This window comes from Pseudomonas sp. FeS53a (assembly GCF_000931385.1).
In the GTDB taxonomy this organism is placed as follows: Bacteria; Pseudomonadota; Gammaproteobacteria; order Pseudomonadales; family Pseudomonadaceae; genus Metapseudomonas; species Metapseudomonas otitidis.
Map to the genome: position 1 here is coordinate 121,282 of NZ_JYFT01000056.1, position 25,163 is coordinate 146,444.

Below are 25,163 nucleotides of genomic sequence, written 5' to 3' on the forward strand. Positions count from 1 at the left end.
GCAGGACGCGTCCGGCCCGGTGGATCAGGCGAAGACGAAGTACTTGCGCACCGTCTCCACCACCTCCCAGGTGCCCTTCAGGCCGGGCTCGATGACGAACACATCACCGGCCCGCAGGTGCACCGGCGCCTCGCCTTCCGGCGTGATGATGCAGTAGCCATCGAGGAAGTGGCAGTACTCCCACTTCTCGTAGTTCACCTCGAACTTGCCGGGGGTGCAGATCCAGGTGCCCATGATCTTGCTGCCATCGGCCGAGGTGTAGGCGTTCAGGTTCACGGTGTGCGGGTCGCCGCCGATGCGCTTCCACTTGGTGGCGTCGAGCACGGGCGTCGGGCAGGTTTCACGCAGGACAGTGATGAAATCGGACATGAGCACTCCAGGCAGTGGGGAATCGAACACCCACCCTAGGGCCCCCGCACCCTGCCGGCTTGTCTGATACCGCCCCCCGCCTGTCCAGAAGCGCAGCCACCGGGCGCCCCCACATCAACCGTGACGGCCTTCCGGCCAGGCGCAGCCTGCGATAGACAGCCCACCACCTCCTCCCACTAGAATTCGCCACGCCCCCGGGAGCCCCCGGCTGGCGCCCCTTCCGAACCTCATCGCCTGCGGAGCCACCACGCAATGCGCGCCCTGTGTAGAAACGCCCTCGCCGTCCTCATGCTCAGTCTCGCAGGGCTCCCGGGTCCCGGTGGCCATTCGGCTGCAAGCACCCGGGAACCGGCTCGCACCGCCAAGCCGGACAGCGCCTCCGCCGGCCGCTTCATCCCGGTCTACAAGGCCGCCAAGCAGGACGACAACAAGGCGGAAGCGCGGCAGTGGCGCGAATGGAAGATTCTCGAAGACTTCAGCGAGGCCATGAACGACTACATCCGGATTCCCGACGACATCCAGGTGGTCGCCGAAGAGTGCGACGAGCCGAACGCCTTCTACCAAGCCAACGTCATTTCCCTGTGCTACGAGCTTGGCGTCAGCGAACGCGAGATGTTCACCCAGGCCGACAACGACGCCGACGAAGTCAACGACGAGCTCTACAAGAGCCTCATGGGCACCCTGTTCCACGAAGCCGGCCATGCCTTCATCGACGTCCTGGAGCTGAAGATCACCGGCAAGGAAGAAGACGTCGCCGACCAGCTCGTGGCCTACATGCTGACCAACGACGAGGTGGGCGAGGACTACCTGATGACCGTCTCCTACGCCTACAGCCTGTCCGCCGAGCAGGCCAGCTCCCTGGACGACCTGCCCTTCTACGACGCCCACTCGCTGGACGCCCAGCGGGCCGTCAACTTCCTCTGCTACATCTACGGCTCCAATCCGGCCAAGTTCCAGTACTTCGTCGACGACGAGCTGCTGCATGAAGACCGCGCCGCCGGCTGCGAGGGCGAGTACCGCCAGATGGTGGACGCCTGGGATGCCCTGCTCGAAGGCAAGGTGAAATAGCCTCCACACCGTGTGGCACAAGGGCCGGTCACCGCAACCGGCCCTGGCTCCGCCGTCAGAGGAACATGCCGCCCGAGGCCTCGATCCGCTGGCCGGTGATCCAGCCCGCCTCTTCCGCCAGCAGCAAGGCGACCGCCTGGCCGATGTCGTCCGGCAGGCCGACCCGCCCCAAGGCGGTGTTGGCGGCCACGAAGGCATTCACCTCGGCGTTGTCCCGCACCACCCCGCCGCCGAAATCCGTCTCGATGGCGCCCGGCGCCAGCACGTTCACCCGGATGCCGCGCGGCCCCAGCTCCCGGGCCAGGTAGCGGGTCCAGACCTCCACCCCACCCTTCATCGCCGCATAGGCGCCATACCCCGGCAGGCTGAAGCGGGCCAGGCCGGTGGACAGGTTGAGGATGCGCCCACCGTCGGCAAGCAGCGACAGCAAGTGCTGGGTGAGGAAGAACGGCCCCTTCAGCTGGATGCCCAGCAACTGGTCGAACTGCGCCTCGGTGGTCTCCGCACAGGGGGCATGGATGCCGATGCCGGCGTTGTTCACCAGGGCGTAGAGGCGCGCCCCGCCGAAGCGCTGTTCCAGGCATTCGGCCACCTGGCGGGCGAAGGCGGGGAAGCCGGACACGGCTCCCACATCCAGCTGCAGCATCTCGGCCCGCCCGCCCAGGCGCGCCACTTCATCCGCCACGGCCCGGGCCTCGTCCTGGCGCGAATGGTAGGTGCCGATCAGGTCGAAACCCCGGGCGGCCAGTTGCAGGGCGGCGTTGCGGCCCAGGCCACGGCTGGCACCGGTGATGAGTACGATCTTGCGGGTCATGGCGAAGTCCTCGGTTGGATGGAAAGGACTCCAGGCTATTGTTCGCGATTGATCAGATAAACACCGGAAAACCGCACATACTGATCGCCATCCACGAACAGAGAGCACCGCCATGGACACCCTCGACCTGCTGCGTACCTTCATGCGCGTCACCGAACTGTCGAGCTTCACCCAGGCCAGCGCCAGCCTCGGCCTGCCCCGCTCCAGCGTCTCCGAACAGGTACAGGCACTGGAGCAGCGGCTGGGCGTGCGCCTGCTGCAGCGCACCACCCGCCAGGTCCGCGCCACCCAGGACGGCCTCGCCCTCTATGAACGCAGCCAGTCCCTGCTGGCCCAGGTGGACGACCTCGAAGGCATGTTCCGTGAAGGCGGCGGCGCCCTGGCCGGCCGCCTGCGGGTGGACCTGCCCAACCGCATCGCCCGCCAGTGGGTGATGCCGCGCCTGGCCGAGTTCCTCCACGGCCACCCGGCCCTCGAACTGGAGCTGAGCTGCACCGATCGCCGTGTCGACCTGGTGCGGGAAGGCTTCGACTGTGTGCTGCGGGTCGGCGAGCTGATGGACCCGAGCCTGATCGCCCGCACCCTCGGCCAGTTGCCCCTGGTGAACTGCGCCAGCCCCGCCTACCTCGCCCGCCACGGCACGCCGCAGACGGCGGAAGACCTGGCCCGGCACCACCTGGTGCACTACCAGCCGGTACTGGGCGCGCGGCCGGTCGGCTTCGAATACCAGCAGGACGGACGCCTGGTGCGCCTGCCCATGGGCGGCTGCCTCACGGTGAACAGCACCGACGCCTACGAAGGCGCCTGCCTGGGCGGCCTCGGCATCATCCAGGCCCCGCGCCTGGGCCTGGCCGAGCTGCTGGCCAGCGGCGAACTGGTGGAAGTGCTGCCCCAGCTGAGCGCCCCGCCACTGCCCCTGAACCTGCTCTACGCCCACCGCCTGCAGCCCCGGCGGGTGCGCGCCTTCATGGACTGGCTGGACGACCTGCTGGCTCCCCACATCGACAGGCGCCCGCACCGTTCACCGGTTTAGGTTGTCGATTCTAGAGCGCCTCCACGAGTCTCCCGGGCACGGCATACAACCCCAACAACGCCGCATCACGCCTGATCATCGACGGGGGCCCTGCCCCGGGAGGTTCCATGCGACTGCACTGTTTCCTGCTCGGCTGCGTCTGGACGGACGGCTACGAAACCGAGGTCGGCGCCGAGCCGATGCTCTGCCAGCGTTGCCAACGCTGCGGCAGCCACCGCTACGTCAAACGGGCCGATCCGCCTCATCTGGCGACAGCCGCAGGTGCCGAGCCAGCTCGTCGAACAACGTGACCACCGCCCGCAGCCCCCGGCAGTCGGGCCGTGTCAGCAGCCACAGGGCACTGCCGCAGCCCTCGACCGGCAGGTCCAGCGGTTGCAGGCGCGCATCCAGCAGGAAGCGCGGCAGCACCGCCACCCCCAGCCCGGCGCGGGCCAGCTCCGCCACCGAGAGCATGCTGTTGCAGCGGTAGGCCGGCACCAGCGCCGGGAAGCGCTGACGGCGCCAGGCCACGCTGGCGTGGTCGGGCAGGAAGTCGTCCGGGGCGATCCAGGCCATCTGCGCCGGGTCGCTGCCGGCCTGGCTCGCCAGGTAGGTCGGGCTGGCACAGACCACGTAGGGCACCTCACCCAGGCAGCGGCCCACCAGGTGCTGCGGCGGCGAGCGGGTCAGGCGCACGGCGATGTCAGCGTCGCGCCGGCTGAGGTTGGCGAAGTCGTTGGAGGTGGCCAGCTCCAGGCGCAGCGCCGGGTAGGCCGGCATGAAGCGCGCCAGCACCGGCAGCACCAACCCCTGCAGCACCGTGTCCGTGCAGGTCAGCCGCACTGTCCCGCTGAGCACCTCGCGCCCCTGCTCCAGGGCCAGCTGTGCCGCCTCCAGGGCCTGTTCCGCCTGCTCGGCCTGTTCCGCCAGCAGCAGCGCCGCCGCGCCGGGCACATAGCCGCCACGCCCCTTCTGGAACAGTTCGCTGCCCAGGGCCTGCTCCAGCCGGCGGATGGAGCGGAACACCGTGGAAACGTCCACACGCAGCAGTTCGGCGGCCCGCGCCAGGCTGCCGCCGCGCACCAGCGCGAGCACCAGTGCCAGGTCGTCCTGGGCCAGCTTGTATTGCATCGGTGCAATCTTCATCGGTACGAATGCCCATTCTGCGTGCTGAAACGCAAGCATATAGTCCGTCCTGCCTGACACAAGGCCTCTCGACAAGGATCGGACATGATCGGCACCGCCCCCCTGCACATCGCCCTGCTGGGCGAACACGACCCCGCCATCACCGCCCACCGCGCCATCCCCCTGGCCCTGGAGGACGCCGCGGAGCGCCTCGGCATCCGCGTGCGCGCCGAGTGGATCGGCACCCAGGGCCTGGAACCCCGTCACCTCGCCGGCCATCACGGGCTCTGGTGCGTGCCCGGCAGCCCCTACGCCGACACCGAGGGCGCCCTGCGCGGCATCCGCCATGCGCGGGTCAGCGGGCTGCCATTCCTCGGCACTTGCGGCGGCTTCCAGCACGCGGTGCTGGAACACGCCCGCAACGTGCTCGGCTGGGTGGAAGCGGCCCATGCCGAGACCGACCCAGAGGCCGGCCTGGCGGTGGTCTCGCCGCTCAGTTGCGCCCTGGTGGAATGCATCGAGGCCATCCACCTGGCGCCCGGCTCCCGGCTCGCCCGCGCCTACGGCAACGCCATGGCCTTCGAGGGCTACCACTGCCGCTATGGCGTCACCCCGGACCTTCAACCGGCCTTGCTGAGCGCCGGGCTCAGCGCCTCCGCACACGGCAGTGAAGGCGCCCTGCGCGCGGTGGAGCGGGACGACCACCCGTTCTTCGTCGCCACCCTCTTCCAACCCGAGCGCGCCGCCCTGGCCGAGCGGCCGGCGCCCCTGGTGCAGGCCTTCCTGCGGAGCTGCGCGGCATGAGCGCCGCCACGCCACGGGCACAGCTGCCGGAACCGCCCTACTACGTGGTGATGTTCATCTCGCAGCGCACCGAGGGCGACGACGGCTACGCCGCCATGGCCGATCACATGGTGGAGCGCGCACGGCGGCAGCCGGGTTTCCTCGGAGTGGAGTCGGTGCGGGATGCCCAGGGCCTGGGCATCACCCTGTCCTATTGGCGCAGCGAGGCGGACATCCTCGCCTGGAAGCAGGACACGCCTCACCGCGACGCCCAGGCCAAGGGGCGCGCACAGTGGTACAGCCGGTTCGAGGTGCGCGTCGCGCGGGTGGAGCGCAGCTACGGCTTCGCGGCGGAAGGCCCGGCCCCGGCGTGATTGCGCTGGTAGGTCTCCGCCCCCATGGCGGAGATCTGCCCCTCGATCAGCGCCTCGAACGGGCGCAGCAGCGCCTCGAAGCAGGTGGCGGGCTCCAGCAGCTCCAGCGCGCGGGTGATGGCCTCCAGGGTGGACAACGCACCGGGGCCCGGCGCCTTGCGCAGGCGATAGCGGGAGGGCTCGCCCTCGGGCAGCGTCACCCGGGGCAACGTGGCCAGCGCCGGGTTGAGGTGCAGCAGCTTGCGCGCCTTGCGCCAGGTGCCGTCAGGCACCACCAGCAGCAGCGGGCGGGGCGCGTCCACCAGGCCGGCCGGCAGCACCTGGGCCTCCTCGCCGGGGAACAGCAGCCGCGCGTCCACCTCGGGGTCGGCCAGGCGCGCCGGCAGCTCCGCGAACACCTCGCCCACCCACAGCTCCGCCTGCTGCAGCCCGAGGGCAGCGAAGCGCGCGGTATTCAGGGCATGCCCGGCCTCGCTCGGGTGCTGCAACACGAGCACACGGGTGCGGCTGTCCAGCCGGGGGATCAGCGGGCACAGGCACAGGCGTTCGGGGCGTTGGCAACGGGGGCATTGGGGGCGTGACATGGGCGCGGATTCTGCCACAGCCGCAGGCGGGCTCCGAGCCCGGTGAGTGCCGTCCACTGGCACCCTGCGTGTGGAATCAGCGGTTGAAGCGTTCGGCCAGGCTGTGCAGGTACTCGGCCATGTGCTCCAGATCCTGGCTGATCTGGGCCCCTTCCAGGGCCTGGTTGGTGCTGTTGTCGGAAAGCTGGGCGATGCGGGTGATCTGCCGGCTGATGTCGTCCGCCACCTGGGTCTGCTCCTCGGCAGCGGCGGCCATCTGCTGGCTCATGCCGGTGATGCGCGTCACCGCACTGCTGATCCCCTCCAGCGCCTCGCGCACGGCCTCGACGCTGCCGACGCTGTCCCGGGAGATTTCCTGGCCACGGCTGGCGGTGACCACCGCACGGTCCGCACCGGAACGCAGGGAGGCGATGATCTGGTGGATCTGCTCGGTGGACTGGCGGGTGCGCGAGGCCAACGAACGCACCTCGTCCGCCACCACGGCGAAGCCCCGGCCCTGCTCGCCGGCCCGGGCCGCCTCGATGGCCGCATTCAGCGCCAGCAGGTTGGTCTGCTCGGCGATGGAGGTGATCACGTCGGCCACGCTGCCGATGGACTGGGTCGACTCCGCCAGCTCGTTCACCGCCTTGCCGATCTCGCTGACCGCATTGGCCATGTGCTCCATCGCCTCCAGGCTGTCGCCGGCAAGCGTACGGCCACGCTGGGCCAGGCGGTCGGCCTCCTCGGCTGCGTGGGCGGTGTTCTGCACGTTGGTAGAGACTTCCAGGATGGTGGCCGCCATCTCGTTGATGGCCGTGGCGGACTGGTCCGTCTCGCTGCGCTGCTGCTCCAGCAGGTCGGCGCTGGAGGTGGCCAGCCGGGACGAATCCATCGCCCGCGTGCGCACGCCGCTGGCGGCATCCTCCAGCCGGGTGAGCGCCGTCTGCAGCCGTGCCTCCTCGCTGATCATCGCCATGTCCAGCAGCGCCTGCTCACCCTTGTTGGTGGAATAGGTCAACGCCACCAGGCCGCTGGTGAAGGCCTTCGGGTGCTCGGCCAGGGTGCGGCGGATGGTCTGGCGCTTGTCGTAGCGCTGGAAGGCCGCGAGCACGAACATGGTCACCGCCATCAGCACCATCAGCCACGGACCTTTGACGATGTAGTGCCCGCCCAGGACGATGGCCGTGGCCAGGATCAGCGGCCAGGAATGCAGCGTGTCGTAGGCCCAGTAGTCGTACCAGGGCACCGGCGATTTGCCGGCCCGCAGCCGCGCATAGAGGGCATCGGCACGGCGCACCTGGTCACGGGTCGGCACCGAGCGCACCGACTCGTAGCCCACAACTCTGCCCCCCTCGTAGACCGGGGTGACGTAGGCGCTGACCCAGTAGAAATCGCCGTTCTTGGAGCGGTTCTTCACCAGCCCCATCCACGGCTTGCCCTGCTTGAGGGTGTCCCACATGTGCGCGAACACCGCCGGCGGCATATCCGGGTGGCGCACGACGTTGTGGGGTTGGCCCACCAGCTCCTCGCGTGAAAAACCACTGATTTCCACGAAGGCGTCGTTGCAATAGGTGATCTTGCTGCTGAGATCGGTGGTAGAGATCAAACGCTCGCTAGGAGAAAAAGTGCGCTCTCGTTGCGTCACGGGGAGGTTCTGGCGCATCGGTTGACGTTCTCTGGTGGTTGGAACGCGGCGGGCTTGTCACATCACCCTTGAATAACGGTCTAGCACAGTGATGGCGCGCCGCCAGAGGCGACGCACGAATCTTTTGACGTGGCTCAACACCCGTCGGGCTGGAGGTGATGGGGCGTTCAGCGCAGGTTCAGCTGGGCCCGCAGCAGGTCACGGAAGGTGACGATCAGGGGCTCCCGCGCCCGCCCGCGACGCAGGATCATCGAGAACGGCGCCTGGTAGCCGAAGGTCGCCGGCGACAGCGCACGCAGGCGCTGCTGGTCCACCCAGGGCTGGGCGTAGTGCTCAGGCAGGTAGCCGATGTAGGCGCCGGAGAGCACCAGGATCAGCTGCGCCTCCATCGACTCCACCGTCGCCGCGCTGTGCTTGAAGCCGTGCCGCGCCAGTTCCGCCTGGCTCCAGTAGCCCCGGCCGACCATGCGCTGCTGGGTGATGACCTCCGCCGGGATGCGCCGGTCGCTGAACAGCGAATGCCGGTCGCTGCAGTAGAGCCAGTGCTGCTCGCGGTACAGCGGCTGGTAGGCCAGGCCGTTCATGCGCGTGGAGAAGGCCCCGATGGCCAGGTCCAGGCGGTTGTCCAGCACCCCCAGCTGCAGGTCGTAGGGGCTCATCACCGACAGGTGCAGGTGCACGCCGGGGTGTTCGCGGCTGTAGGCGCCGATCACCTCCGCCAGGGGCAACGCCGGGTCGCTGACGGTGGAGTCCAGCACCCCCAGGTTGAGCGTCCCCCGCAGCTCTCCCTTCAGCGAGGCCGAGTAGCGCTCGAAGCTCTCCAGCTCGCCCAGCAGGCGCAACGCCTCCTGGTGGAACAGCTCGCCCTTGCTGGTCAGGCTGAAACCGCCCCGCCCCCGGTGGCACAGGGTGATGCCCAGGTGCGCCTCCAGCTGGCTCATGTAGGTGCTGATGGCCGAGGTGGACAGGTTCAGCTCCTGCTGCGCGGCGGCGAAGCCCTGGTGGCGTACCACGGCAGCGAACACACGCAGCAGCTTGAGGTCGGGAAGGGTGTTGGACATAGGGCTCCGGCAAAACTATCGACGACAGGGCTCCGTGGGAGCGAATTCATTCGCGATGCGGGCCACAGGCCCGCCAATCCGCCGCCAGGCGCCGCTTCGCGGCGTTTCGCGGATGAATCCGCTCCCACCACAACGGTGCTACTGCGACAGATCGGCGCAGTCTACCCGTTGCGGATAGTTTAGAAATCCTTGAAGTGATTATTTGCCCGTGGGGATTCTTCCCCCGCTGCCCACTCACCAGAATCGCCCCACGACAACCACAACAACCGTGAGGCCACCCCGTGGACAAAAAACTCCACCAGCCCCTGGGCGGCAATGAAATGCCCCGTTTCGGCGGCATCGCCACCATGCTTCGCCTTCCCCACATCCAGACCCCTGCCGAGCTCGACGCCCTCGACGCCGCCTTCGTCGGCGTGCCGCTGGACATCGGCACCTCGCTGCGCTCCGGCACCCGCTTCGGCCCCCGCGAGATCCGCGCCGAGTCGGTGATGATCCGCCCCTACAACATGGCCACCGGCGCCGCCCCGTTCGACTCGCTGAACGTGGCCGACATCGGCGACGTCGCCATCAACACCTTCAACCTGCTGGACGCCGTGCGCATCATCGAGCAGGAATACGACCGCATCCTCGGCCACGGCATCCTGCCGCTGACCCTGGGCGGCGACCACACCATCACCCTGCCGATCCTGCGGGCCATCAAGAAGAAGCACGGCAAGGTGGGCCTGGTGCACATCGACGCCCACGCCGACGTCAACGATCACATGTTCGGCGAGAAGATCGCCCACGGCACCACCTTCCGCCGCGCGGTGGAAGAGGACCTGCTCGATTGCGACCGCGTGGTGCAGATCGGCCTGCGCGCCCAGGGCTACACCGCCGAGGACTTCAACTGGAGCCGCAAGCAGGGCTTCCGCGTGGTGCAGGCCGAAGAGTGCTGGCACAAGTCCCTCGAACCACTGATGGCCGAGGTGCGCGAGAAGGTCGGCGGCGGCCCGGTGTACCTGTCCTTCGACATCGACGGCATCGACCCGGCCTGGGCGCCCGGCACCGGCACCCCGGAGATCGGCGGCCTGACCACCATCCAGGCGATGGAGATCATCCGTGGCTGCCAGGGCCTGGACATCATCGGCTGCGACCTGGTGGAGGTCTCCCCGCCTTACGACACCACCGGCAACACCTCGCTGCTGGCGGCCAACCTGCTGTACGAGATGCTCTGCATCCTGCCCGGCGTGGAGCGTCGCTGACATGGACGCCCGCCGCCAGGTCCTGGAGGCCGCCGATGCCCTGGTGGCGGCCTTCGCCCGCAACGACACCGAGGCCTACTTCGCCGCCTTCAGCGAAGACGCCACCTTCATCTTCCACACCACCCCCGGTGTGCTGGAGAGCCGCGCGGCCTACCGCGCGGTCTGGGACGGCTGGCAGCGCGACGGGCTGCGGGTGCTCGAATGCCGCTCCAGCAACCGCCACCTGAGCCTGCTGGGCCCGGTGGCCATCTTCACCCACGACGTCGCCACCCGCCTGCTGCTGGGCGGCGAAACCGTGGACAGCCTGGAACGGGAGACCATCGTCTTCCGCCAAGAACAAGAAAACGCCCCATGGCTCGCCTGCCATGAACACCTGTCGGCCATGCCGGACCATCTGCCCCCAACCTGACGCGTTCCCCGGGAGATGAACATGCATAACAACAACAATGAACACAGCCTGACGCGCATCGAGACATTCGGGGTCGAACAGATCCCGGACCACGAGCGCAACGCCGGACCGATCGATCTGTTCCGCATGATCTTCGGCGGCGCCAACACCTTCGCCACCGCCGTGCTCGGCAGCTTCCCCGTACTCTTCGGCCTGTCCTTCCAGGCCGGCGTGTGGGCCATCCTGCTGGGCGTCGTGGTCGGCTCGCTGATCCTCGCGCCGATGGGCCTGTTCGGCCCGCTCAACGGCACCAACAACGCGGTCTCCTCCGGCGCCCACTTCGGCGTCCACGGGCGGATCGTCGGCTCGTTCCTCTCGCTGCTCACCGCCATCGCCTTCTTCTCCCTCTCGGTGTGGAGCTCGGGCGATGCCCTCATCGGCGGCGCCAAGCGCCTGATGGGCCTGCCGGAAACCGACCTGACCCTGGGCCTGGCCTACGGCCTGTTCGCCGTGCTGGTCCTGACGGTGTGCATCTACGGCTTCCGCTTCCTGCTGTGGGTCAACAAGGTCGCGGTGTGGAGCGCCAGCGCGCTGTTCCTGCTGGGCATCTTCGCCTTCGCCGGGCCCTTCGACGCCAGCTACGCCGGCTCCGTGCAACTGGGCAGCCCGGGCTTCTGGGCCGCCTTCATCGGCGCCGCCCTGCTGGCCATGAGCAACCCGGTGTCCTTCGGCGCCTTCCTCGGCGACTGGGCGCGCTACATCCCCCGCGAGGCGAGCAAGGGCCGCATCATGGCGGCGGTGATCGGCGCCCAGCTGGCCACGCTGATCCCGTTCTTCTTCGGCCTGGTCACCGCCACCATCGTCGCCGTCCAGGCGCCGGACTACATCGCCCAGAACAACTACGTCGGCGGCCTGCTGGCCGTCTCGCCGACCTGGTTCTTCCTGCCGGTGTGCCTGATCGCGGTGATCGGCGGCATGTCCACCGGCACCACCTCGCTGTACGGCACCGGCCTGGACATGTCCTCGGTGTTCCCGCGCCTGCTCAACCGCGTGCAGGCCACGGTGATGATCGGGCTGATGTCCATCGCCTTCATCTTCATCGGCCGCTTCGCCTTCAACCTGGTGCAGAGCGTGTCCACCTTCGCCGTGCTGATAATCACCTGCACCAGCCCCTGGATGGTGATCATGATCCTCGGCCTGGTGATCCGCCGCGGCTTCTACTGCCCGGACGACCTGCAGGTCTTCACCCGTGGCGAGACCGGCGGCCGCTACTGGTTCCACAACGGCTGGAACTGGCGCGGCATGGGCGCCTGGATCCCCAGCGCGCTGGTGGGCCTGTGCTTCGTCAACCTGCCGGGACAGTTCGTCGGCCCGCTGGGCGAACTGGCCGGCGGCATCGACGTCAGCCTGCCGGTCACCCTCGGCATGGCCGCCCTGCTCTACCTGGCGCTGCTCAACCTGTTCCCCGAGCCGGCCGAGGTGTACGGTCCGCGCGGCCCGCGCTGGGTGCGCCTGAAACGCAGCGTCGCGCCCCTGCGGGCCGAGGCCGCCTGACCCTGAACCCACCGGGGCCCGGACGGCCCCGATCCTTGCGATGAATGGACCGGCCACGCGGCAACGCCGCGCGGCTACGCACGTCCCCGGATGCCCGTCCGGACTACAACAATGAGAAAGAGAGAGCTGATCTTATGGCCCTGGATATCTTCGTCGTACTGCTCTACGCCGCTGGCATGCTGGCCCTCGGCTGGTATGGCATGCGTCGCGCCAAGACCCGTGACGACTACCTGGTCGCCGGGCGCAACCTCGGCCCGGGTTTCTACCTCGGCACCATGGCTGCCACCGTCCTCGGCGGCGCCTCCACCATCGGCACCGTGCGCCTGGGCTATGTCCACGGCATCTCCGGCTTCTGGCTCTGCGGCGCCATCGGCTTGGGCATCGTCGGTCTCAGCCTGTTCCTCGCCAAACCGCTGCTGAAGCTGAAGATCTACACCGTCACCCAGGTACTGGAGCGCCGCTACAACCCGGCCGCCCGCCAGTCCAGCGCGGTGATCATGCTGGTGTACGCGCTGATGATCGGCGCCACCTCCACCATCGCCATCGGCACCGTCATGCAGGTGCTGTTCGGCCTGCCGTTCTGGGTCGCCATCCTCGTCGGCGGCGGTGTGGTGGTGCTCTACTCCACCATCGGCGGCATGTGGTCGCTGACCCTCACCGACATCGTGCAGTTCCTGATCATGACCGTCGGCCTGGTGTTCCTGCTGATGCCCATGTCCATCGCCGACGCCGGCGGCTGGAACGCCCTGGTGGAGAAGCTGCCGGCGCGCTACTTCGATTTCACCGCCATCGGCTGGGACACCATCGTCACCTACTTCCTGATCTACTTCTTCGGCATCTTCATCGGCCAGGACATCTGGCAGCGCGTGTTCACCGCCCGCAGCGAAGGCGTGGCCAAGGTGGCCGGCACCGCCGCCGGCCTCTACTGCGTGCTCTACGGCCTGGCCGGTGCCCTCATCGGCATGGCCGCCAAGGTGCTGCTGCCGGACCTGGAGAACGTCAACAACGCCTTCGCCAGCGTCGTCGAGCACAGCCTGCCCAACGGCATCCGTGGCCTGGTGATCGCCGCCGCCCTGGCCGCGCTGATGTCCACCGCCAGCGCCGGCCTGCTGGCCGCCTCCACCACCATCACCCAGGACCTGCTGCCGCTGCTGCGCGGCGGCCGCACCAGCGGCAACGGCGACGTGCATGAAAACCGCATCGCCACCCTGCTGCTGGGCGTGGCCATGCTCGGCATTGCCCTGGTGGTGAGCGACGTGATCAGCGCCCTGACCGTGGCCTACAACCTGCTGGTGGGCGGCATGCTGGTTCCGCTGATCGGTGCCATCTACTGGAAGCGCGCCACCACCGCCGGCGCCATCGCCAGCATGACCCTGGGCTTCCTCACCGTGCTGGGCTTCATGTTCAAGGACGGCCTGGACGCCAACACCCCGATCTACTACAGCCTGGCGGTCGGCCTGGTGAGCTTCGTGGTCATCAGCCTGGTGACCCGTCGCCCGGCCAGCCACACCAGCCTGGCCTGATCTTCCCGACTGGTCGCGGCCCACTCCCGTGACCCTTCTGAGCCCGGCAGGCCACCCTGCCGGGCTCGTTTTACACCCAGCCCAACAAGGAACCTGCCATGACCACCTGCGGTGAATTCCTCGTCAAGCAACTGGAAGCCTGGGGCGTCGACACCGTGTTCGGCATCCCCGGCGTGCACACCGTCGAGCTCTACCGTGGCCTGCCCGGCAGTCGCATCCGCCACGTCACCCCGCGCCACGAACAGGGCGCAGGCTTCATGGCCGACGGCTACGCCCGCGTCACCGGCAAGCCCGGCGTGTGCTTCATCATCACCGGCCCGGGCATGACCAACATCCTCACCGCCATGGGCCAGGCCTACGCCGACTCCATCCCCATGCTGGTGATCTCCAGCGTCAACGAGCGCCATCGCCTCGGCCTCGGCAACGGCTACCTGCACGAACTGCCGGACCAGCGCGGCCTGGTGGCCGGCGTCGCCGCCTTCAGCCACACCCTCATGAGCGTCGACGAACTGCCCGCCGTGCTGGCCCGCGCCTTCGCCGTGTTCGACGGCCAGCGTCCGCGCCCGGTGCACATCGAGCTGCCGCTGGACATCATCACCGCCCCCGCCGACCACCTGGAGCTGCGCCCCCGCGTGCGCCTGCCGCGTCCTGCCGCGCCCCTGGCGCAGCTGCGCGAGGCCGCCCAGCGCCTGCGCGCCGCCCAACGACCGCTCCTGCTGCTGGGCGGCGGTTGCGTCGAAGCCCAGGTGGAGGCCCGCGCCCTGGCCACCGCCCTCGACGCCCCCACCGCGCAGACCATCAACGCCAAGGGCCTGCTCCCCGGCGACCACCCGCTGCTGCTGGGCAGCAACCAGTCCCTGGTGCCGGTGCGCCAGCTGGCCGCCGACGCCGACCTGGTGCTGGCCATCGGCACCGAGCTGGGCGAGACCGACTACGACGTGGTGTTCGACGGCGGTTTCCGCATCGGCGGCGAGCTGATCCGCATCGACATCGACGCCCAGCAACTGGTGCGCAACCACGCCCCGGCCATGGCCATCCACTGCGATGCCCGCCAGGCCATGCGCGTGCTGCTGGCCGAGCTGCCGCCGCGCCAGGCCGACGCCAACAGCCCCGGCGCCCGTCGCGCCGCCGAAGCCCGCGCACAACTGGCCGAAGGCTTCGCCGGCTGGGAGCATTACCGTCGGTTGTTCGATTGCATCCTCGAGGTGCTGCCCGACGCGCGCTTCGTCGGTGACTCGACCCAGACCGTCTACAGCGGCAACCACCTGGTGGAGCTGGACGGCGCCCGCCGCTGGTTCAACGCCTCCACCGGCTACGGCACCCTCGGCTACGGCCTGCCGGCGGCCATCGGCGCCAAGCTGGCCGAACCGGGGCGCCCGGTGATCAGCCTGATGGGCGACGGCGGCATCCAGTTCACCCTGCCGGAACTGGCCAGCGCCGTCGAAGCGCGGGTCGGGGTCATCGTCCTGCTGTGGAACAACCAGGGCTACGGCGAGATCAAGCGCTACATGGAGCGCCGCGACATCACCCCGCTCGGCGTGGACATCCACACCCCGGACTTCATCACCATCGCCCGCGGCTTCGGCTGCCAGGCCGAGAAAGCCCGCGACCACGCCCACCTGCAGGAGCTGCTGCGCAACGCCCCGGAGGACCGCCCGCTGATCATCGAAGTGGCCGAAGCCCCGCCCTTCGCCCCGTGAACCCAACCCCGTAGCCCGGGCCAGCGCCCTGCCAGACCGTAGCCCGGACTTCAGTCCGGGACGCTTCAACCCGCAACCCCCGGGCTGAAGCCCGGGCTACGGATCGGAAGTCGCCCCTGCAGGTGCGGCGGGGCGCCGCCAGGTATGCTGCGCCCACAACCACAACAAAGGAGCCTCCGATGAAAATCGTCAGCCGAGACCGCTGGTTCGAGGTGGAGCACCTCTACGACGGCGTCAGCCTCATCAGCGAGCCCTACGTGCGGCCCTTCTACCGCTGCAACCTCTGGCACATCCAGGGGCGCGACCGCGACGTGCTGGTGGACTCCGGCTCCGGCCTGGTCAGCCTGCGCGAACAGCTGCCCTGGCTCACCCAGCGCCCGCTGCTGGCCGTGGCCAGCCACACCCATTTCGACCACATCGCCGGCCACCACGAGTTCGACGAACGCCTGGTGCACCCCGCCGAGGCCGACATCCTCGCCCGTCCCGACGGCGACAACACCCTGGCCCGCGCCTTCGTCGACGACGCCATGTTCGAAGCCCACCCCGACTGCCCGCTGTGCTACGCCGAGTACCGGGTCAAGGCGGCCCCGGCCACCCGGCTGATCGAGGAAGGCGACGTCCTCGACCTGGGCGACCGCGTGCTGGAGGTGCTGCACACCCCCGGTCATTCCCCCGGCGGCATCAGCCTCTGGGAGGCCCGCACCGGCACCCTGTTCAGCGGCGACATCATCTACGACGGCCCGCTGATCGAGGACGCCTACCACTCCAACCTCGACGACTACGCCCGCAGCCTGGCGCGTCTGCGCGAGCTGCCGGTGCGTACCGTCCACGGCGGCCACTTCCCCAGCTTCTCCGGCGAGCGCCTGAATACGCTGATCGACGACTGGTTCGCGCAACACGATTGATCCTGCCCGGGCGCCGTCCTGGCGCCCGACCCGCCCTCGGCGGCCCGCCACGCCTGGCTTATCCCTTATTTGAATAAGAATATTTATTCAAATTCCTTCACAGAATAAGACGCAGCGCCTAAAACGGCTTCAGCAGGCCGCCACTGTCCGCCGGGCAACAGCCGCTCCACTGCCCGCCAGGCAACAGCGCATCAACAGTTCGCTGGCCTGGCAGCAGCACCGCCCAGCGCCATGGCCTTCCAACTCATTGATAAACAACGCTTTACCGAACTGGAACGGGACTTGCTGAACCCTGGCTCCCACAGCACGCCAAAGGAACACCAACCATGAGCACTGCCCTCAACGTCGTCGCCGTCTCCGGTGGAGCCTACCGCCCGTCCCGCACCCTGGTGCTCACCGAAGCCCTGGTCGCCGCCCTGGGCGAACGCCTGGAGTTCAACGCCCGCATCATCGAACTGGGCGACATCGCCCGCCCCGTCGGCGGCGCCCTGTCCCGCAAGGAACTGCCGGACGACGTGGAAGCGCAACTGCGCGCCATTGAGGAGGCCGACCTGCTGGTGGTGGCCGCACCGGTGTACCGCGGCTCCTACCCCGGCCAGTTCAAGCACCTGTTCGACCTCATCGACCTGAACGCCCTGATCGACACCCCGGTGCTGCTGGCCGCCACCGGCGGCAGCGAACGCCACGCCCTGGTGCTGGATCACCAGCTGCGCCCGCTGTTCAGCTTCTTCCAGGCCCTGACCCTGCCCATCGGTGTCTACGCCAGCGAGGCCGACTTCCAGGACTACCGCATCACCAGCGCCCCGCTGCAGGCCCGCATCGAGCTGGCCGCCGAACGCGCCGCCGACCTGCTGCACAGCACCGCCGCCGGCAGCCGCCCGCTGCGCAAGATCGCCTGAGCCAGCGGGACGACACCATGAGCGCCCATCCGCAAACCACCGTCCTCGACCCGCTGCTGAGCGCCCGCCAGCTCGCCGCGCAGTTCGCCGAAAGCGCCGTCGAGCGCGACGCCCAAGGCGGCACGCCCAAGGCCGAACGCGACGCGCTGCGTGCCAGCGGTCTGCTGGGCCTGGCCATTCCCCGCCAGTACGGCGGCCTCGGCGCCAGCTGGAGCGAAACCCTGGCCGTCACCCGCGAATTCGCCCGGGTCGACAGTTCCATCGCCCACGTGTTCGGCTTCCAGCACCTGATGCTCGCCACCGTGCGGCTGTTCTCGCGGCCCGAGCAATGGCAACCCTGGTTCGAACAGACCGCCCGCAAGAACTGGTTCTGGGGCAATGCCCTCAACCCCCTGGACACCCGCACCCTGGTCAAGCGCTTCGACGGCTGGTGCGAGTTCTCCGGCAAGAAGAGCTTCTGCTCCGGCGCCAGCGACTCCGAGATGCTGATCGCCTCCGCCGTCGACGAAGGCAACGGCGGCAAGCTGCTGATCGCCGCCATCCCCAGCGGGCGCACCGGCATCACCCTGCACGGCGACTGGGACAACATCGGCCAGCGCCAGACCGACAGCGGCAGCGCCACCTTCGAGCGGGTGCGCGTGGAGCAGCACGAACTGCTGCTCGACCCGGGCCCGCTGAGCACGCCGTTCGCCTGCCTGCGCCCGCTGATCGCCCAGCTGCACTTCGCCAACCTGTTCCTCGGCATTGCCGAAGGCGCCTTCGACGAGGCCCGCCAGTACACCCTGCACGAGAGCCGCCCCTGGTTCCGTTCCAGCGCCCGCCACAGCGGCGAGGACCCGTACGTCCTGCGCCACTACGGCGAATTCTGGGTCGGCCTGGAGAGCACCCGCCTGCTGGTGGAGCGCGCCGCCGAGCAGCTGGACGCGGCCTGGGCCAAGGAACACGCCCTGAGCGCCGAGGAGCGCGCGCGCCTGGCCCTGGCCATCGGCACCGCCAAGGTCGCGGCGACCCGCAACGGCCTCGACATCTGCAACCGCCTGTTCGAAGTCACCGGCGCCCGGGCCACCCACGCCTCCCTGCGCTTCGACCGGCACTGGCGCAACCTGCGCACCCAGACGCTGCACGACCCCGTGGACTACCGCATCCACGAGCTGGGCGACTGGGCGCTCAACGGCACGCGCCCCACTCCGTCCTTCTACTCGTAAGGCAAGCCCATGCACCTGCTGACCCTCCCCCCGTCCCCGACACTGGCCACCTCGATCCGGGCGACCGCACAGGTCTTCGAAGACCCGCGCTCCCAGGCCCTGCTCGCCCACCTGCAACAGGTCGCCCCCAGCGAGGCGAGCGTGCTGATCATCGGCGAGACCGGAACGGGCAAGGAGCTGGTCGCGCGCCACGTGCACAACCTCAGCGGCCGGCGCAACGGCCCCTTCGTCGCGGTGAACTGCGGCGCCTTCTCCGAATCCCTGGTGGAGGCCGAGCTGTTCGGCCACGAGAAAGGTGCCTTCACCGGCGCCCTGGCCGCCAAGGCCGGGTGGTTCGAGGAGGCCAACGGCGGGACGCTGTTCCTCGACGAGATCGGCGACCTGCCGATGCCCATCCAGGTCAAGCTGCTGCGCGTGCTGCAGGAGCGCGAAGTGGTCCGCCTCGGCTCACGCAAGAGCATCCCCATCAACGTGCGGGTGCTGGCGGCCACCAACGTGCACCTGGAGAAGGCCATCAACGCCGGGCACTTCCGCGAGGACCTCTACTACCGGCTGAATGTGGTCAGCCTGCAGCTGCACCCGCTGCGCGAGCGGCCCGGCGACATCCTGCCGCTGGCCCGTCACTTCGTCGCCGAGTACAGCCGGCGCCTGGGCTACAGCGACGTCACCCTCAGCGAGGACGCCGCCCGCCGGCTGGCCAGCTACGACTGGCCGGGCAACATCCGCGAGCTGGAAAACGTCATCCACCACACCCTGCTGATCTGCCGCGACAAGCTGATCCGCGCCGAGGACCTGCACCTGTCCAACCTGCGCATCGAGCGCCCGGACGACAGCCGGCCCCGCGAGGAAAGCGCCGACGACCTGCTGCTGCGGGCCTTCGAGCGCCTGTTCGAGGAGCAGAGCGGCGCCCTCCACGAGAAGGTCGAGGACGCCCTGCTGCGCGCCGCCTACCGCTTCTGCCACCACAACCAGGTGCACACCGCCAGCCTGCTGGGGCTGTCGCGCAACATCACCCGCGCGCACCTCATCCGCATCGGCGAGCTGGTGGTGAACAAGCGCCGACCGGCCCAGAGCGCCCAGGGCGGACGGGTCATCAACCTGTCGATCTGAATTCCAACGACAACGACGCCACGCGTGCACCCAACGCCCTGACGGGCAACGACGATGGCAACGAGGACAACACCATGAGTCTGGATATCTTCTGGTTCCTGCCGACTTCCGGCGACACCCGCTACCTGGGCCACTCCGCCAGCGGCCGCCCGGCCACCAATGCCTACATGCGGCAGATCGCCGTGGCGGCGGACCAACTGGGCTACGACGGCCTGCTGATCCCCACCGGCGCCAGCTGCCTGGACCCCTGGGTGACCGCCGCTAGCCTGGTGCCGGTGACCCAGCGCATCAAGCTGCTGGTGGCCCTGCGCACCTCCCTCGGCAACCCCACCGCCTCGGCCCGCCAGGCCGCCACCCTGGACCAGGCCAGCGGCGGGCGCCTGCTGCTCAACGTGGTACCCGGCGGCGACGCCACCGAGCTGGAGGCCGACGGCGTGTTCCTCGCCCACGACGAGCGCTACGCCGCCTCCGACGAGTTCCTCAGCATCTGGCGACGCCTGCTGCAGGGCGAAACGGTGGACTTCGACGGCCAGCACCTCAAGGTCAAGGGCGCGCAGAACTTCTTCCCGCCGGTGCAGCAGCCCTACCCGCCGCTGTACTTCGGTGGCTCCTCCCCCGCCGCCCACGAGCTGGCGGCCAAGCACGTGGATGCCTACCTGACCTGGGGCGAGCCACCGGCGGCCGTCGCCGAGAAGATCGCCGACGTACGCGCCCGCGCCGCTCGCCATGGCCGCAGCGTGCGCTTCGGCGTGCGCCTGCACGTGATCGTGCGGGAGACCAACGCCGCCGCCTGGGCTGCCGCCGACGAGCTGATCAGCCACCTGGACGACGCCACCATCGCGGCCGCCCAGGCCAACTACGCGCGGATGGACTCCGAAGGCCAGCGACGCATGGCCGCGCTGCACGGCGGCGACCGCAACAAGCTGGAAGTGGCGCCCAACCTCTGGGCCGGCGTCGGCCTGGTACGCGGCGGCGCCGGCACCGCCCTGGTGGGCGACCCCGAGACGGTGGCTGCGCGCCTGCTGGAGTATGCGCAGCTGGGCGTGGACAGCTTCGTGCTGTCCGGCTACCCGCACCTGGAAGAGGCCTACCGCTTCGCCGAGCTGGTGTTCCCGCTGCTGCCCGGCAAGGGCAAGGTCACGGTGGACGGTGCCTTCACCGGCGGCGCCTTCGACATTCGCGCCGGCAAGGAGAAAGTCGCGTGAAGATCATCGACATGCGCTGCCGCCCGGCCTACCTGCACCCCTTCTTCGGCGGGGCGCCGGGCACGCCGGAACATGACACGGCCCGCTGGCTGAACCGCCGCGTGGGCACGCGGGGCGCGGACAACCACTTCGAGCGCTCGCTCACGCCCGAGGGCTTCCTCGCCGAGGTGCGCGACGCCGGGCTGTACCGCGCCGTGGTGGTGGGTCGGCATACCCCCTCCCAGCATCTGCCCAACGAACGCATCCAGGCCATCGTCCAGGGGCACGAGGCACTGATCGGCATCGGTTCGGTGGAGCCGGCCCTGCAGGGCATCGACGCGGCGCTGGCAGAGGTGGACCGCGCGGTGGACCAGCTGGGCCTGGCCGGCATCGACCTGGAGCCGGGGTTCGGCGACCCCGCCCGGCACCCGGACGATCCGCTGTACTGGCCGCTCTACGAGCACCTGCAGGCGCGCGGCATCCCGCTGTTCCTGATGAGCGGGCCGACCACGCCGGACCCGGCCTACAACGACCCCGGCCGCCTGGCAGCCGTGGCCCGGGCCTTCCCGCAGTTGCCCATCGTGGTCTACCACGGCTGCTGGCCCAACGTGCAGCAAGCCCTGGGCGTGGCCTTCCGCTACCCGAACATCCACCTGGTGCCGGACATGTACCTGTTCCTGCCCGGCAGCGAAGGCTACGTGCAGGCGGCCAACGGCTTCCTCGCCGACCAGTTGCTGTTCGGCTCGTCCTACACCTTCCGGCCGATCCGCCAGAGCATCGAGGATGCCCAGCGCCTGGGCCTGCGGGACGAGGTGCTGGAGAAGTTCTTCCACGGCAACGCCGCGCGCCTGTTCAACCTCTGAGCCGGCGCCTCAGGCTGGCAGCACGTGGTTGATCTCCACGGTCACGTGCGCCAGCTCCTCGTGCACGGCCAGGGCCGCCCGGACCTGGTCGGGCGCCAGCTCGCCGGACGTCGCCAGGCCCAGCACGCAGGCGTACTGGGCCTGGCCGACACGCCACAGGTGCAGGTCGGTGATCGCCGCCGGAACCGGCAGGCCCGCCACCACCTCGCGCACCTCCTCCACCAGCGGCGCATCCATCTCCGCATCCAGCAGCACCCGCGCGCTGTCGCGCAGCAGGCCCTTGGCCCACATCCCCACCAGCACCGCCCCCACCAGGCCCATCGCCGGATCCAGCCAGGCGGCGCCCCAGTACTTGCCGGCCAGCAACGCGATGATCGCCAGCACCGAGGTGGCCGCGTCGGCGATCACGTGCAGGTAGGCCGAGCGCAGGTTGAGGTCCTGGTGGGCATGGGCATGGGCATGGGCATGGGCATGGGCATGGGCATTGCCATGGTCGTGGTCGTGGTCGTGGTCGTGGTCGTGGTCGTGGTGATGATGATGGTGATGGTCGTGACCCGGGTGGCCGTGGTCATGGGGCGCGTCCTTCAGCAGCCAGGCGCAGAGCAGGTTGACGCCAAGGCCGATGGCGGCGATGGCGATGGCTTCGTCATAGTGGATCGCCCCCGGCGCCCACAGCCGCTCGGCCGACTGCACCGCCATCAACCCCGCCACGCCCAGCAGCAGGATGGCGCTGGAGTACCCGCCCAGCACCTCGATCTTCCAGGTGCCGAAGGCGAAGCGCCGGTCCTGCGCCAGGCGCCGGGCCACCGCATAGGCCAGCAGCGAAAGCCCCAGCGCCAAGGCGTGGGAGCTCATGTGCCAGCCGTCCGCCAGCAGCGCCATGGAGTTGAAGTACCAACCCCCGGCGATCTCCGCGACCATCATCACCGCCGTCAGCCAGACCGCCAGCCGGGTCCGCCGCTCGGCCCCGAGGTTGCCCTGGTGAAAGTGGTGGGTGTGTTGCCAGTGTTCCGGATGCTGGGCGGCCATGGCTATCATGCTCCGTATCGGTGAGATGCATACTATACCCCAGTATACCTAGCAGAGAGGATCACCATGGCCCACACGCTCAAGGGCAAGAAGCAATTGCTGACCCGCATCCGCAAGATCAAGGGCCAGGCCGGCGCCCTGGAAACCGCACTGGAAGAGGAACGGGACTGCCTGGCGATCCTGCAGCAGATCGCCGCCATCCGCGGGGCGGTGAACGGGTTGATGGCCGAGGTGATGGAGGGCCACATCCGGGATCACCTCGGTGATGACAGCCTCAGCGCCGAGCAGCGCCAGGTGGAGGTGGAACAGATCGCGACGCTGCTGCGCTCCTACATGCGCTAGGGCCTGTACGAAAAGTCGTCGAGCGAAGGTCAGGCAAGGCGAAAACGTTCGAAGAAGCGCAGTTTACGCGCTGTAAATGAGCATTCTGAGAGCGTTTTCAACGCAGCATCACCGAGCGCAGGCACTTTTCGTATAAGGCCTAGGGCTTAGCGCGAGGCGAGGCCCAGTAGTTCCTCGCGACGCTCCGGCTCGCGGGTGCGGGGCGAGAGCCAGATGTCGAAGAAGGCCCGGGCGAAGGCGCGGTCGTCGACGGCGTGGGTGAGCCGGTCGCCGAAGTAGAAGCGCGCGCCCTGCCCCGGCAGGAACACCCCGGTGATGCGCTGCCCCGGCTCCACGTCGACGAAGGCCTGGCGCATCTGCTCGGCCCAGGCCTGCAACTGCGCCTCGCTGACCCGATCCCCCGCCGTCCGGCGGATTTCCTTGAGGCTGGCGGCCACCAGGTCATCGCGCTCGATAGTGCGGTGGTAGGTGAGCTCCAGGGCGAACGGCGCGTCCGCCGCCAGCGGCGCCGTTGGCGACCACAGGCGGGCGCTGTAGAGGCGGAAGCCGAAGAAGCTGTAGTCCGCACTGCCCACCAGGCGCGCCTCGGGCAGGGCTTGGCGCCAGTCGGCCTGGGCCAGGCCGGTGGCAGTCAACAGGCAGCAGGCCAGCACGGCCCGGCGAAAGAAAGGATGCATGGCGTCACTCCGGTTAGGTGACGGCCAATATTGTACAAACTGACTATTTGTACAAGAACAACCGATCAACGCGGCAGCGCCTCCCGGCGCCGCCGCCCTGTGATCAGGCCACGGCCCTGGACTCGCGCTCGGCGGCGGCCTCGGCCTCCAGCTCGCGAACCAGTGGCAGCACGTGCTGGCCGAAGTACTCCACCTCCTCCTGGAAGTGCAGGAAGCCGGAGAGGATCAGGTCCACCCCCACGGCCTTGAGGGCGAGGATGCGCTCGGCGATCTGCCGGGGCGTCCCGATCAGGTTGGTCTTGAAGCCGTCGTTGTACTGCACCAGGTCCTCGAAGGTGGACTTGGCCCAGTTGCCTTCGTGCTCCGGGCTGGCCGCGCCGGCGTGCTTCACCTCGGCACCGAAGGCGTTGACTGCCTCGGGGTTGGCCTTGTCGATGATCTCCTGCAGCACCGCGCGGGCCTCCTCCTCGGTATCGCGAGCGATGATGAAGGCGTTCACCCCGATCTTCACGCTGTGCCCGTTGGCGGCGGCCTTGGCGCGGATGTCGTCCACCTGGGCCTTGATCCCCTCCACCGTGTTGCCGTTGGTGAAGTACCAGTCCGACACCCGGGCCGCCATGTCCCGCGCGGCTCGCGAACTGCCGCCCTGGAAGATTTCCGGGTGCGGTTGCTGCAGCGGCTTGGGCTTCAGGCTGTAGTCGCGGAAGCGGTAGAAATCGCCGTTGAAGGTGAAGCTGTCCTCGGTCCAGATGCCCTTCAGCGCGCGGATGAACTCCTCGGAGCGGCGGTAGCGTTCGTCGTGGTCCAGCCAGGGCTCGCCGATGGCGTGGAATTCGCCCCGGAACCAGCCGGACACAACGTTGATGGCGATGCGCCCGCCGGTGAGCTGGTCGATGGTCGCCAGCTGCTTGGCCGCCAGGGTCGGGTTCCAGGGCCCCGGCAGGATGGCCGCGATCACCTTGAGCTTGTCGGTCGCCGCCAGCAGTGCATGACTGATGGCCACCGACTCGTGCTGGTACTCGGCGCCATAGCCGGCGGTGAAGCGGATCTGCGACAGCGCGTACTCGAAGCCGGCCGCCTCGGCCGTGCGGGCCAGGGTGCGGTTGTAGTCGATGTCCCAGCGGGTGCGCTGCTCGATGGTGCTGACGACGAGGCCGCCGCTGACGTTGGGGACCCAGTAGGCGAACTTGATCGGTTGCTGGCTCATGGCTTCTCTCCTGTGCGAACGGACGGATGGCCGCACCGGCGGCCAGTTGCACAAGGTCTTCAGCAGCAACCATGCCAGGAGAAAAAAGCCTTTCCGAACAAAGAGTTGTATCAATCGGCAGACAACGGATGGCTGCCCGGACGAGGACAACCTGCTGATGCACTGTTGCCCGACCAACAGCCTTTCGGCCGTCAGCCACACGCAGGCAGCCGCCCGGCGCGAAGGCGCCGGGGGTGGCTGGGTCAGGTCATGACGGCGCGGGCAGAACGCCCCGCGCCAGGTTCACGGACGGCGCTGGCGCCGGGCCTCGGCCAGGCGACGCTGCTCGTCACTGCGGACAGGGATGGGTTGCAGGCGCGGGCGCTCGATCAGCCCAAGGGTCACGGACAACTGCCAGGCGAAACGGCTCAGCCAAGCTTTCATGGTCCCCTCCTCATCAGGACAGGCGGCGGAAGGATTCCGCTGCCAATTACAGCGTAGACCTGCCCCGGAAAGGGCGAACTGCGCTGAATCAAAATTTAC

27 protein-coding genes and 1 pseudogene are annotated in these 25,163 nt (G+C 68.8%); 17 read left to right on the top strand and 11 right to left on the bottom strand.

Annotated elements, in window-relative coordinates; all coding sequences use genetic code 11:
• Positions 1-24: 24 nt before the first annotated feature.
• Positions 25-369, bottom strand: a complete 345-nt coding sequence (locus tag SZ55_RS16375) for a cupin domain-containing protein (RefSeq protein WP_044408357.1) — start codon at positions 367-369, stop codon at positions 25-27.
• A 252-nt stretch (positions 370-621) separates the two neighbouring features.
• On the opposite strand from SZ55_RS16375, the gene SZ55_RS16380 reads away from it, so the two are divergent.
• Positions 622-1,437: a DUF4344 domain-containing metallopeptidase gene (locus SZ55_RS16380; RefSeq protein WP_044408360.1), complete on the top strand. Its 816-nt coding sequence runs from the start codon at positions 622-624 to the stop codon at positions 1,435-1,437.
• Positions 1,438-1,492: 55 nt separating this feature from the next.
• Here the strand turns inward: SZ55_RS16380 and SZ55_RS16385 are convergent, their stop codons facing one another.
• Entirely contained in the window at positions 1,493-2,251 is a 759-nt protein-coding gene (locus SZ55_RS16385) for an SDR family NAD(P)-dependent oxidoreductase (RefSeq protein WP_044408363.1), read from the bottom strand.
• A 112-nt stretch (positions 2,252-2,363) separates the two neighbouring features.
• On the opposite strand from SZ55_RS16385, the gene SZ55_RS16390 reads away from it, so the two are divergent.
• Complete coding sequence (locus SZ55_RS16390; protein ID WP_044408366.1) at positions 2,364-3,284, top strand: LysR family transcriptional regulator; 921 nt, start codon at positions 2,364-2,366, stop codon at positions 3,282-3,284.
• A 107-nt stretch (positions 3,285-3,391) separates the two neighbouring features.
• Entirely contained in the window at positions 3,392-3,574 is a 183-nt protein-coding gene (locus tag SZ55_RS28885) for a PSPA7_2676 family Cys-rich small protein (RefSeq protein WP_082078258.1), read from the top strand.
• On the opposite strand, the gene SZ55_RS16395 is transcribed toward SZ55_RS28885, so the two are convergent.
• Positions 3,507-4,394: a LysR family transcriptional regulator gene (locus SZ55_RS16395; protein WP_236692443.1), complete on the bottom strand. Its 888-nt coding sequence runs from the start codon at positions 4,392-4,394 to the stop codon at positions 3,507-3,509. The two genes, SZ55_RS28885 and SZ55_RS16395, sit on opposite strands and share 68 nt — an antisense overlap.
• 99 nt (positions 4,395-4,493) lie before the next feature.
• Here SZ55_RS16395 and SZ55_RS16400 point away from each other — a divergent pair, with 99 nt between their 5' ends.
• Both SZ55_RS16400 and SZ55_RS16405 read left to right on the top strand, forming a co-directional pair.
• Positions 4,494-5,192 carry a CTP synthase C-terminal region-related (seleno)protein gene (locus tag SZ55_RS16400; RefSeq protein ID WP_044408372.1) on the top strand — a complete coding sequence of 233 codons (699 nt, stop codon included), beginning with the start codon at positions 4,494-4,496 and terminating at the stop codon, positions 5,190-5,192.
• On the top strand, positions 5,189-5,545 hold the full coding sequence (locus SZ55_RS16405; protein ID WP_044408374.1) for an antibiotic biosynthesis monooxygenase family protein: 357 nt from the start codon (positions 5,189-5,191) through the stop codon (positions 5,543-5,545). The genes SZ55_RS16400 and SZ55_RS16405 overlap by 4 nt, the downstream gene beginning before the upstream one ends.
• Here the strand turns inward: SZ55_RS16405 and SZ55_RS16410 are convergent.
• The 4 genes and pseudogenes from SZ55_RS16410 to SZ55_RS16420 form a co-directional block, all read right to left on the bottom strand.
• Positions 5,509-6,129 carry a tRNA-uridine aminocarboxypropyltransferase gene (locus tag SZ55_RS16410; protein ID WP_044408377.1) on the bottom strand — a complete coding sequence of 207 codons (621 nt, stop codon included), beginning with the start codon at positions 6,127-6,129 and terminating at the stop codon, positions 5,509-5,511. The two genes, SZ55_RS16405 and SZ55_RS16410, sit on opposite strands and share 37 nt — an antisense overlap.
• Positions 6,130-6,205: 76 nt before the next feature.
• Positions 6,206-7,246, bottom strand: a complete 1,041-nt coding sequence (locus SZ55_RS16415; protein WP_373870807.1) for a methyl-accepting chemotaxis protein — start codon at positions 7,244-7,246, stop codon at positions 6,206-6,208.
• A 213-nt stretch (positions 7,247-7,459) separates the two neighbouring features.
• Positions 7,460-7,771 (bottom strand): annotated as a pseudogene (locus tag SZ55_RS29125) (PAS domain-containing protein); the annotation flags it as partial.
• Positions 7,772-7,920: 149 nt separating this feature from the next.
• Positions 7,921-8,814, bottom strand: a complete 894-nt coding sequence (locus SZ55_RS16420) for a LysR family transcriptional regulator (RefSeq protein ID WP_044408384.1) — start codon at positions 8,812-8,814, stop codon at positions 7,921-7,923.
• Between the two features lie 281 nt (positions 8,815-9,095).
• Here SZ55_RS16420 and speB point away from each other — a divergent pair, with 281 nt between their 5' ends.
• The 11 genes from speB to SZ55_RS16475 all read left to right on the top strand — a co-directional run bounded on the left by speB (position 9,096) and on the right by SZ55_RS16475 (position 21,386).
• A complete protein-coding gene (gene speB / locus SZ55_RS16425) occupies positions 9,096-10,055 on the top strand; it encodes an agmatinase (protein ID WP_044408387.1) in 960 nt (319 codons plus the stop codon).
• Between the two features lies 1 nt (position 10,056).
• Positions 10,057-10,464 (top strand): nuclear transport factor 2 family protein, encoded by a 408-nt coding sequence (locus SZ55_RS16430; RefSeq protein WP_044408390.1) that lies wholly within the window; start codon positions 10,057-10,059, stop codon positions 10,462-10,464.
• Positions 10,465-10,485: 21 nt separating this feature from the next.
• Positions 10,486-11,997 carry a purine-cytosine permease family protein gene (locus SZ55_RS16435; RefSeq protein WP_044408393.1) on the top strand — a complete coding sequence of 504 codons (1,512 nt, stop codon included), beginning with the start codon at positions 10,486-10,488 and terminating at the stop codon, positions 11,995-11,997.
• 134 nt (positions 11,998-12,131) lie between these two features.
• Positions 12,132-13,520: a sodium:solute symporter gene (locus tag SZ55_RS16440; RefSeq protein ID WP_044408396.1), complete on the top strand. Its 1,389-nt coding sequence runs from the start codon at positions 12,132-12,134 to the stop codon at positions 13,518-13,520.
• Between the two features lie 98 nt (positions 13,521-13,618).
• On the top strand, positions 13,619-15,220 hold the full coding sequence (locus SZ55_RS16445; protein WP_044408399.1) for a 5-guanidino-2-oxopentanoate decarboxylase: 1,602 nt from the start codon (positions 13,619-13,621) through the stop codon (positions 15,218-15,220).
• A gap of 179 nt (positions 15,221-15,399) precedes the next feature.
• Positions 15,400-16,125 (top strand): MBL fold metallo-hydrolase, encoded by a 726-nt coding sequence (locus SZ55_RS16450; RefSeq protein WP_044408401.1) that lies wholly within the window; start codon positions 15,400-15,402, stop codon positions 16,123-16,125.
• A 326-nt stretch (positions 16,126-16,451) separates the two neighbouring features.
• The gene (gene msuE / locus SZ55_RS16455; protein ID WP_044408403.1) at positions 16,452-17,024 is read left to right on the top strand and encodes an FMN reductase; all 573 of its coding nucleotides are present in this window, start codon (positions 16,452-16,454) and stop codon (positions 17,022-17,024) included.
• 17 nt (positions 17,025-17,041) lie between these two features.
• The gene (locus SZ55_RS16460) at positions 17,042-18,229 is read left to right on the top strand and encodes an acyl-CoA dehydrogenase family protein (RefSeq protein ID WP_044408406.1); all 1,188 of its coding nucleotides are present in this window, start codon (positions 17,042-17,044) and stop codon (positions 18,227-18,229) included.
• A 9-nt stretch (positions 18,230-18,238) separates the two neighbouring features.
• Positions 18,239-19,339, top strand: a complete 1,101-nt coding sequence (locus tag SZ55_RS16465; protein ID WP_044408409.1) for a sigma-54 interaction domain-containing protein — start codon at positions 18,239-18,241, stop codon at positions 19,337-19,339.
• Between the two features lie 74 nt (positions 19,340-19,413).
• Positions 19,414-20,544 (top strand): FMNH2-dependent alkanesulfonate monooxygenase, encoded by a 1,131-nt coding sequence (gene ssuD, locus SZ55_RS16470; protein WP_044408412.1) that lies wholly within the window; start codon positions 19,414-19,416, stop codon positions 20,542-20,544.
• Entirely contained in the window at positions 20,541-21,386 is an 846-nt protein-coding gene (locus SZ55_RS16475; protein ID WP_044408415.1) for an amidohydrolase family protein, read from the top strand. Before ssuD ends, SZ55_RS16475 begins: the two co-directional genes overlap by 4 nt.
• A 9-nt stretch (positions 21,387-21,395) precedes the next feature.
• On the opposite strand, the gene dmeF is transcribed toward SZ55_RS16475, so the two are convergent.
• A complete protein-coding gene (gene dmeF, locus SZ55_RS16480) occupies positions 21,396-22,415 on the bottom strand; it encodes a CDF family Co(II)/Ni(II) efflux transporter DmeF (RefSeq protein ID WP_044408418.1) in 1,020 nt (339 codons plus the stop codon).
• Between the two features lie 66 nt (positions 22,416-22,481).
• Here dmeF and SZ55_RS16485 point away from each other — a divergent pair, with 66 nt between their 5' ends.
• Positions 22,482-22,757 (top strand): metal/formaldehyde-sensitive transcriptional repressor, encoded by a 276-nt coding sequence (locus SZ55_RS16485; protein WP_044408421.1) that lies wholly within the window; start codon positions 22,482-22,484, stop codon positions 22,755-22,757.
• Between the two features lie 146 nt (positions 22,758-22,903).
• Here the strand turns inward: SZ55_RS16485 and SZ55_RS16490 are convergent, their stop codons facing one another.
• The 3 genes from SZ55_RS16490 to SZ55_RS28455 all read right to left on the bottom strand — a co-directional run bounded on the left by SZ55_RS16490 (position 22,904) and on the right by SZ55_RS28455 (position 25,064).
• Complete coding sequence (locus tag SZ55_RS16490) at positions 22,904-23,434, bottom strand: chalcone isomerase family protein (protein ID WP_044408424.1); 531 nt, start codon at positions 23,432-23,434, stop codon at positions 22,904-22,906.
• A gap of 103 nt (positions 23,435-23,537) precedes the next feature.
• Complete coding sequence (gene sfnG / locus SZ55_RS16495; protein ID WP_044408427.1) at positions 23,538-24,641, bottom strand: dimethylsulfone monooxygenase SfnG; 1,104 nt, start codon at positions 24,639-24,641, stop codon at positions 23,538-23,540.
• Positions 24,642-24,923: 282 nt separating this feature from the next.
• Entirely contained in the window at positions 24,924-25,064 is a 141-nt protein-coding gene (locus tag SZ55_RS28455) for a PA1414 family protein (protein ID WP_164707369.1), read from the bottom strand.
• Between the last annotated feature and the right edge of the window lie 99 nt (positions 25,065-25,163).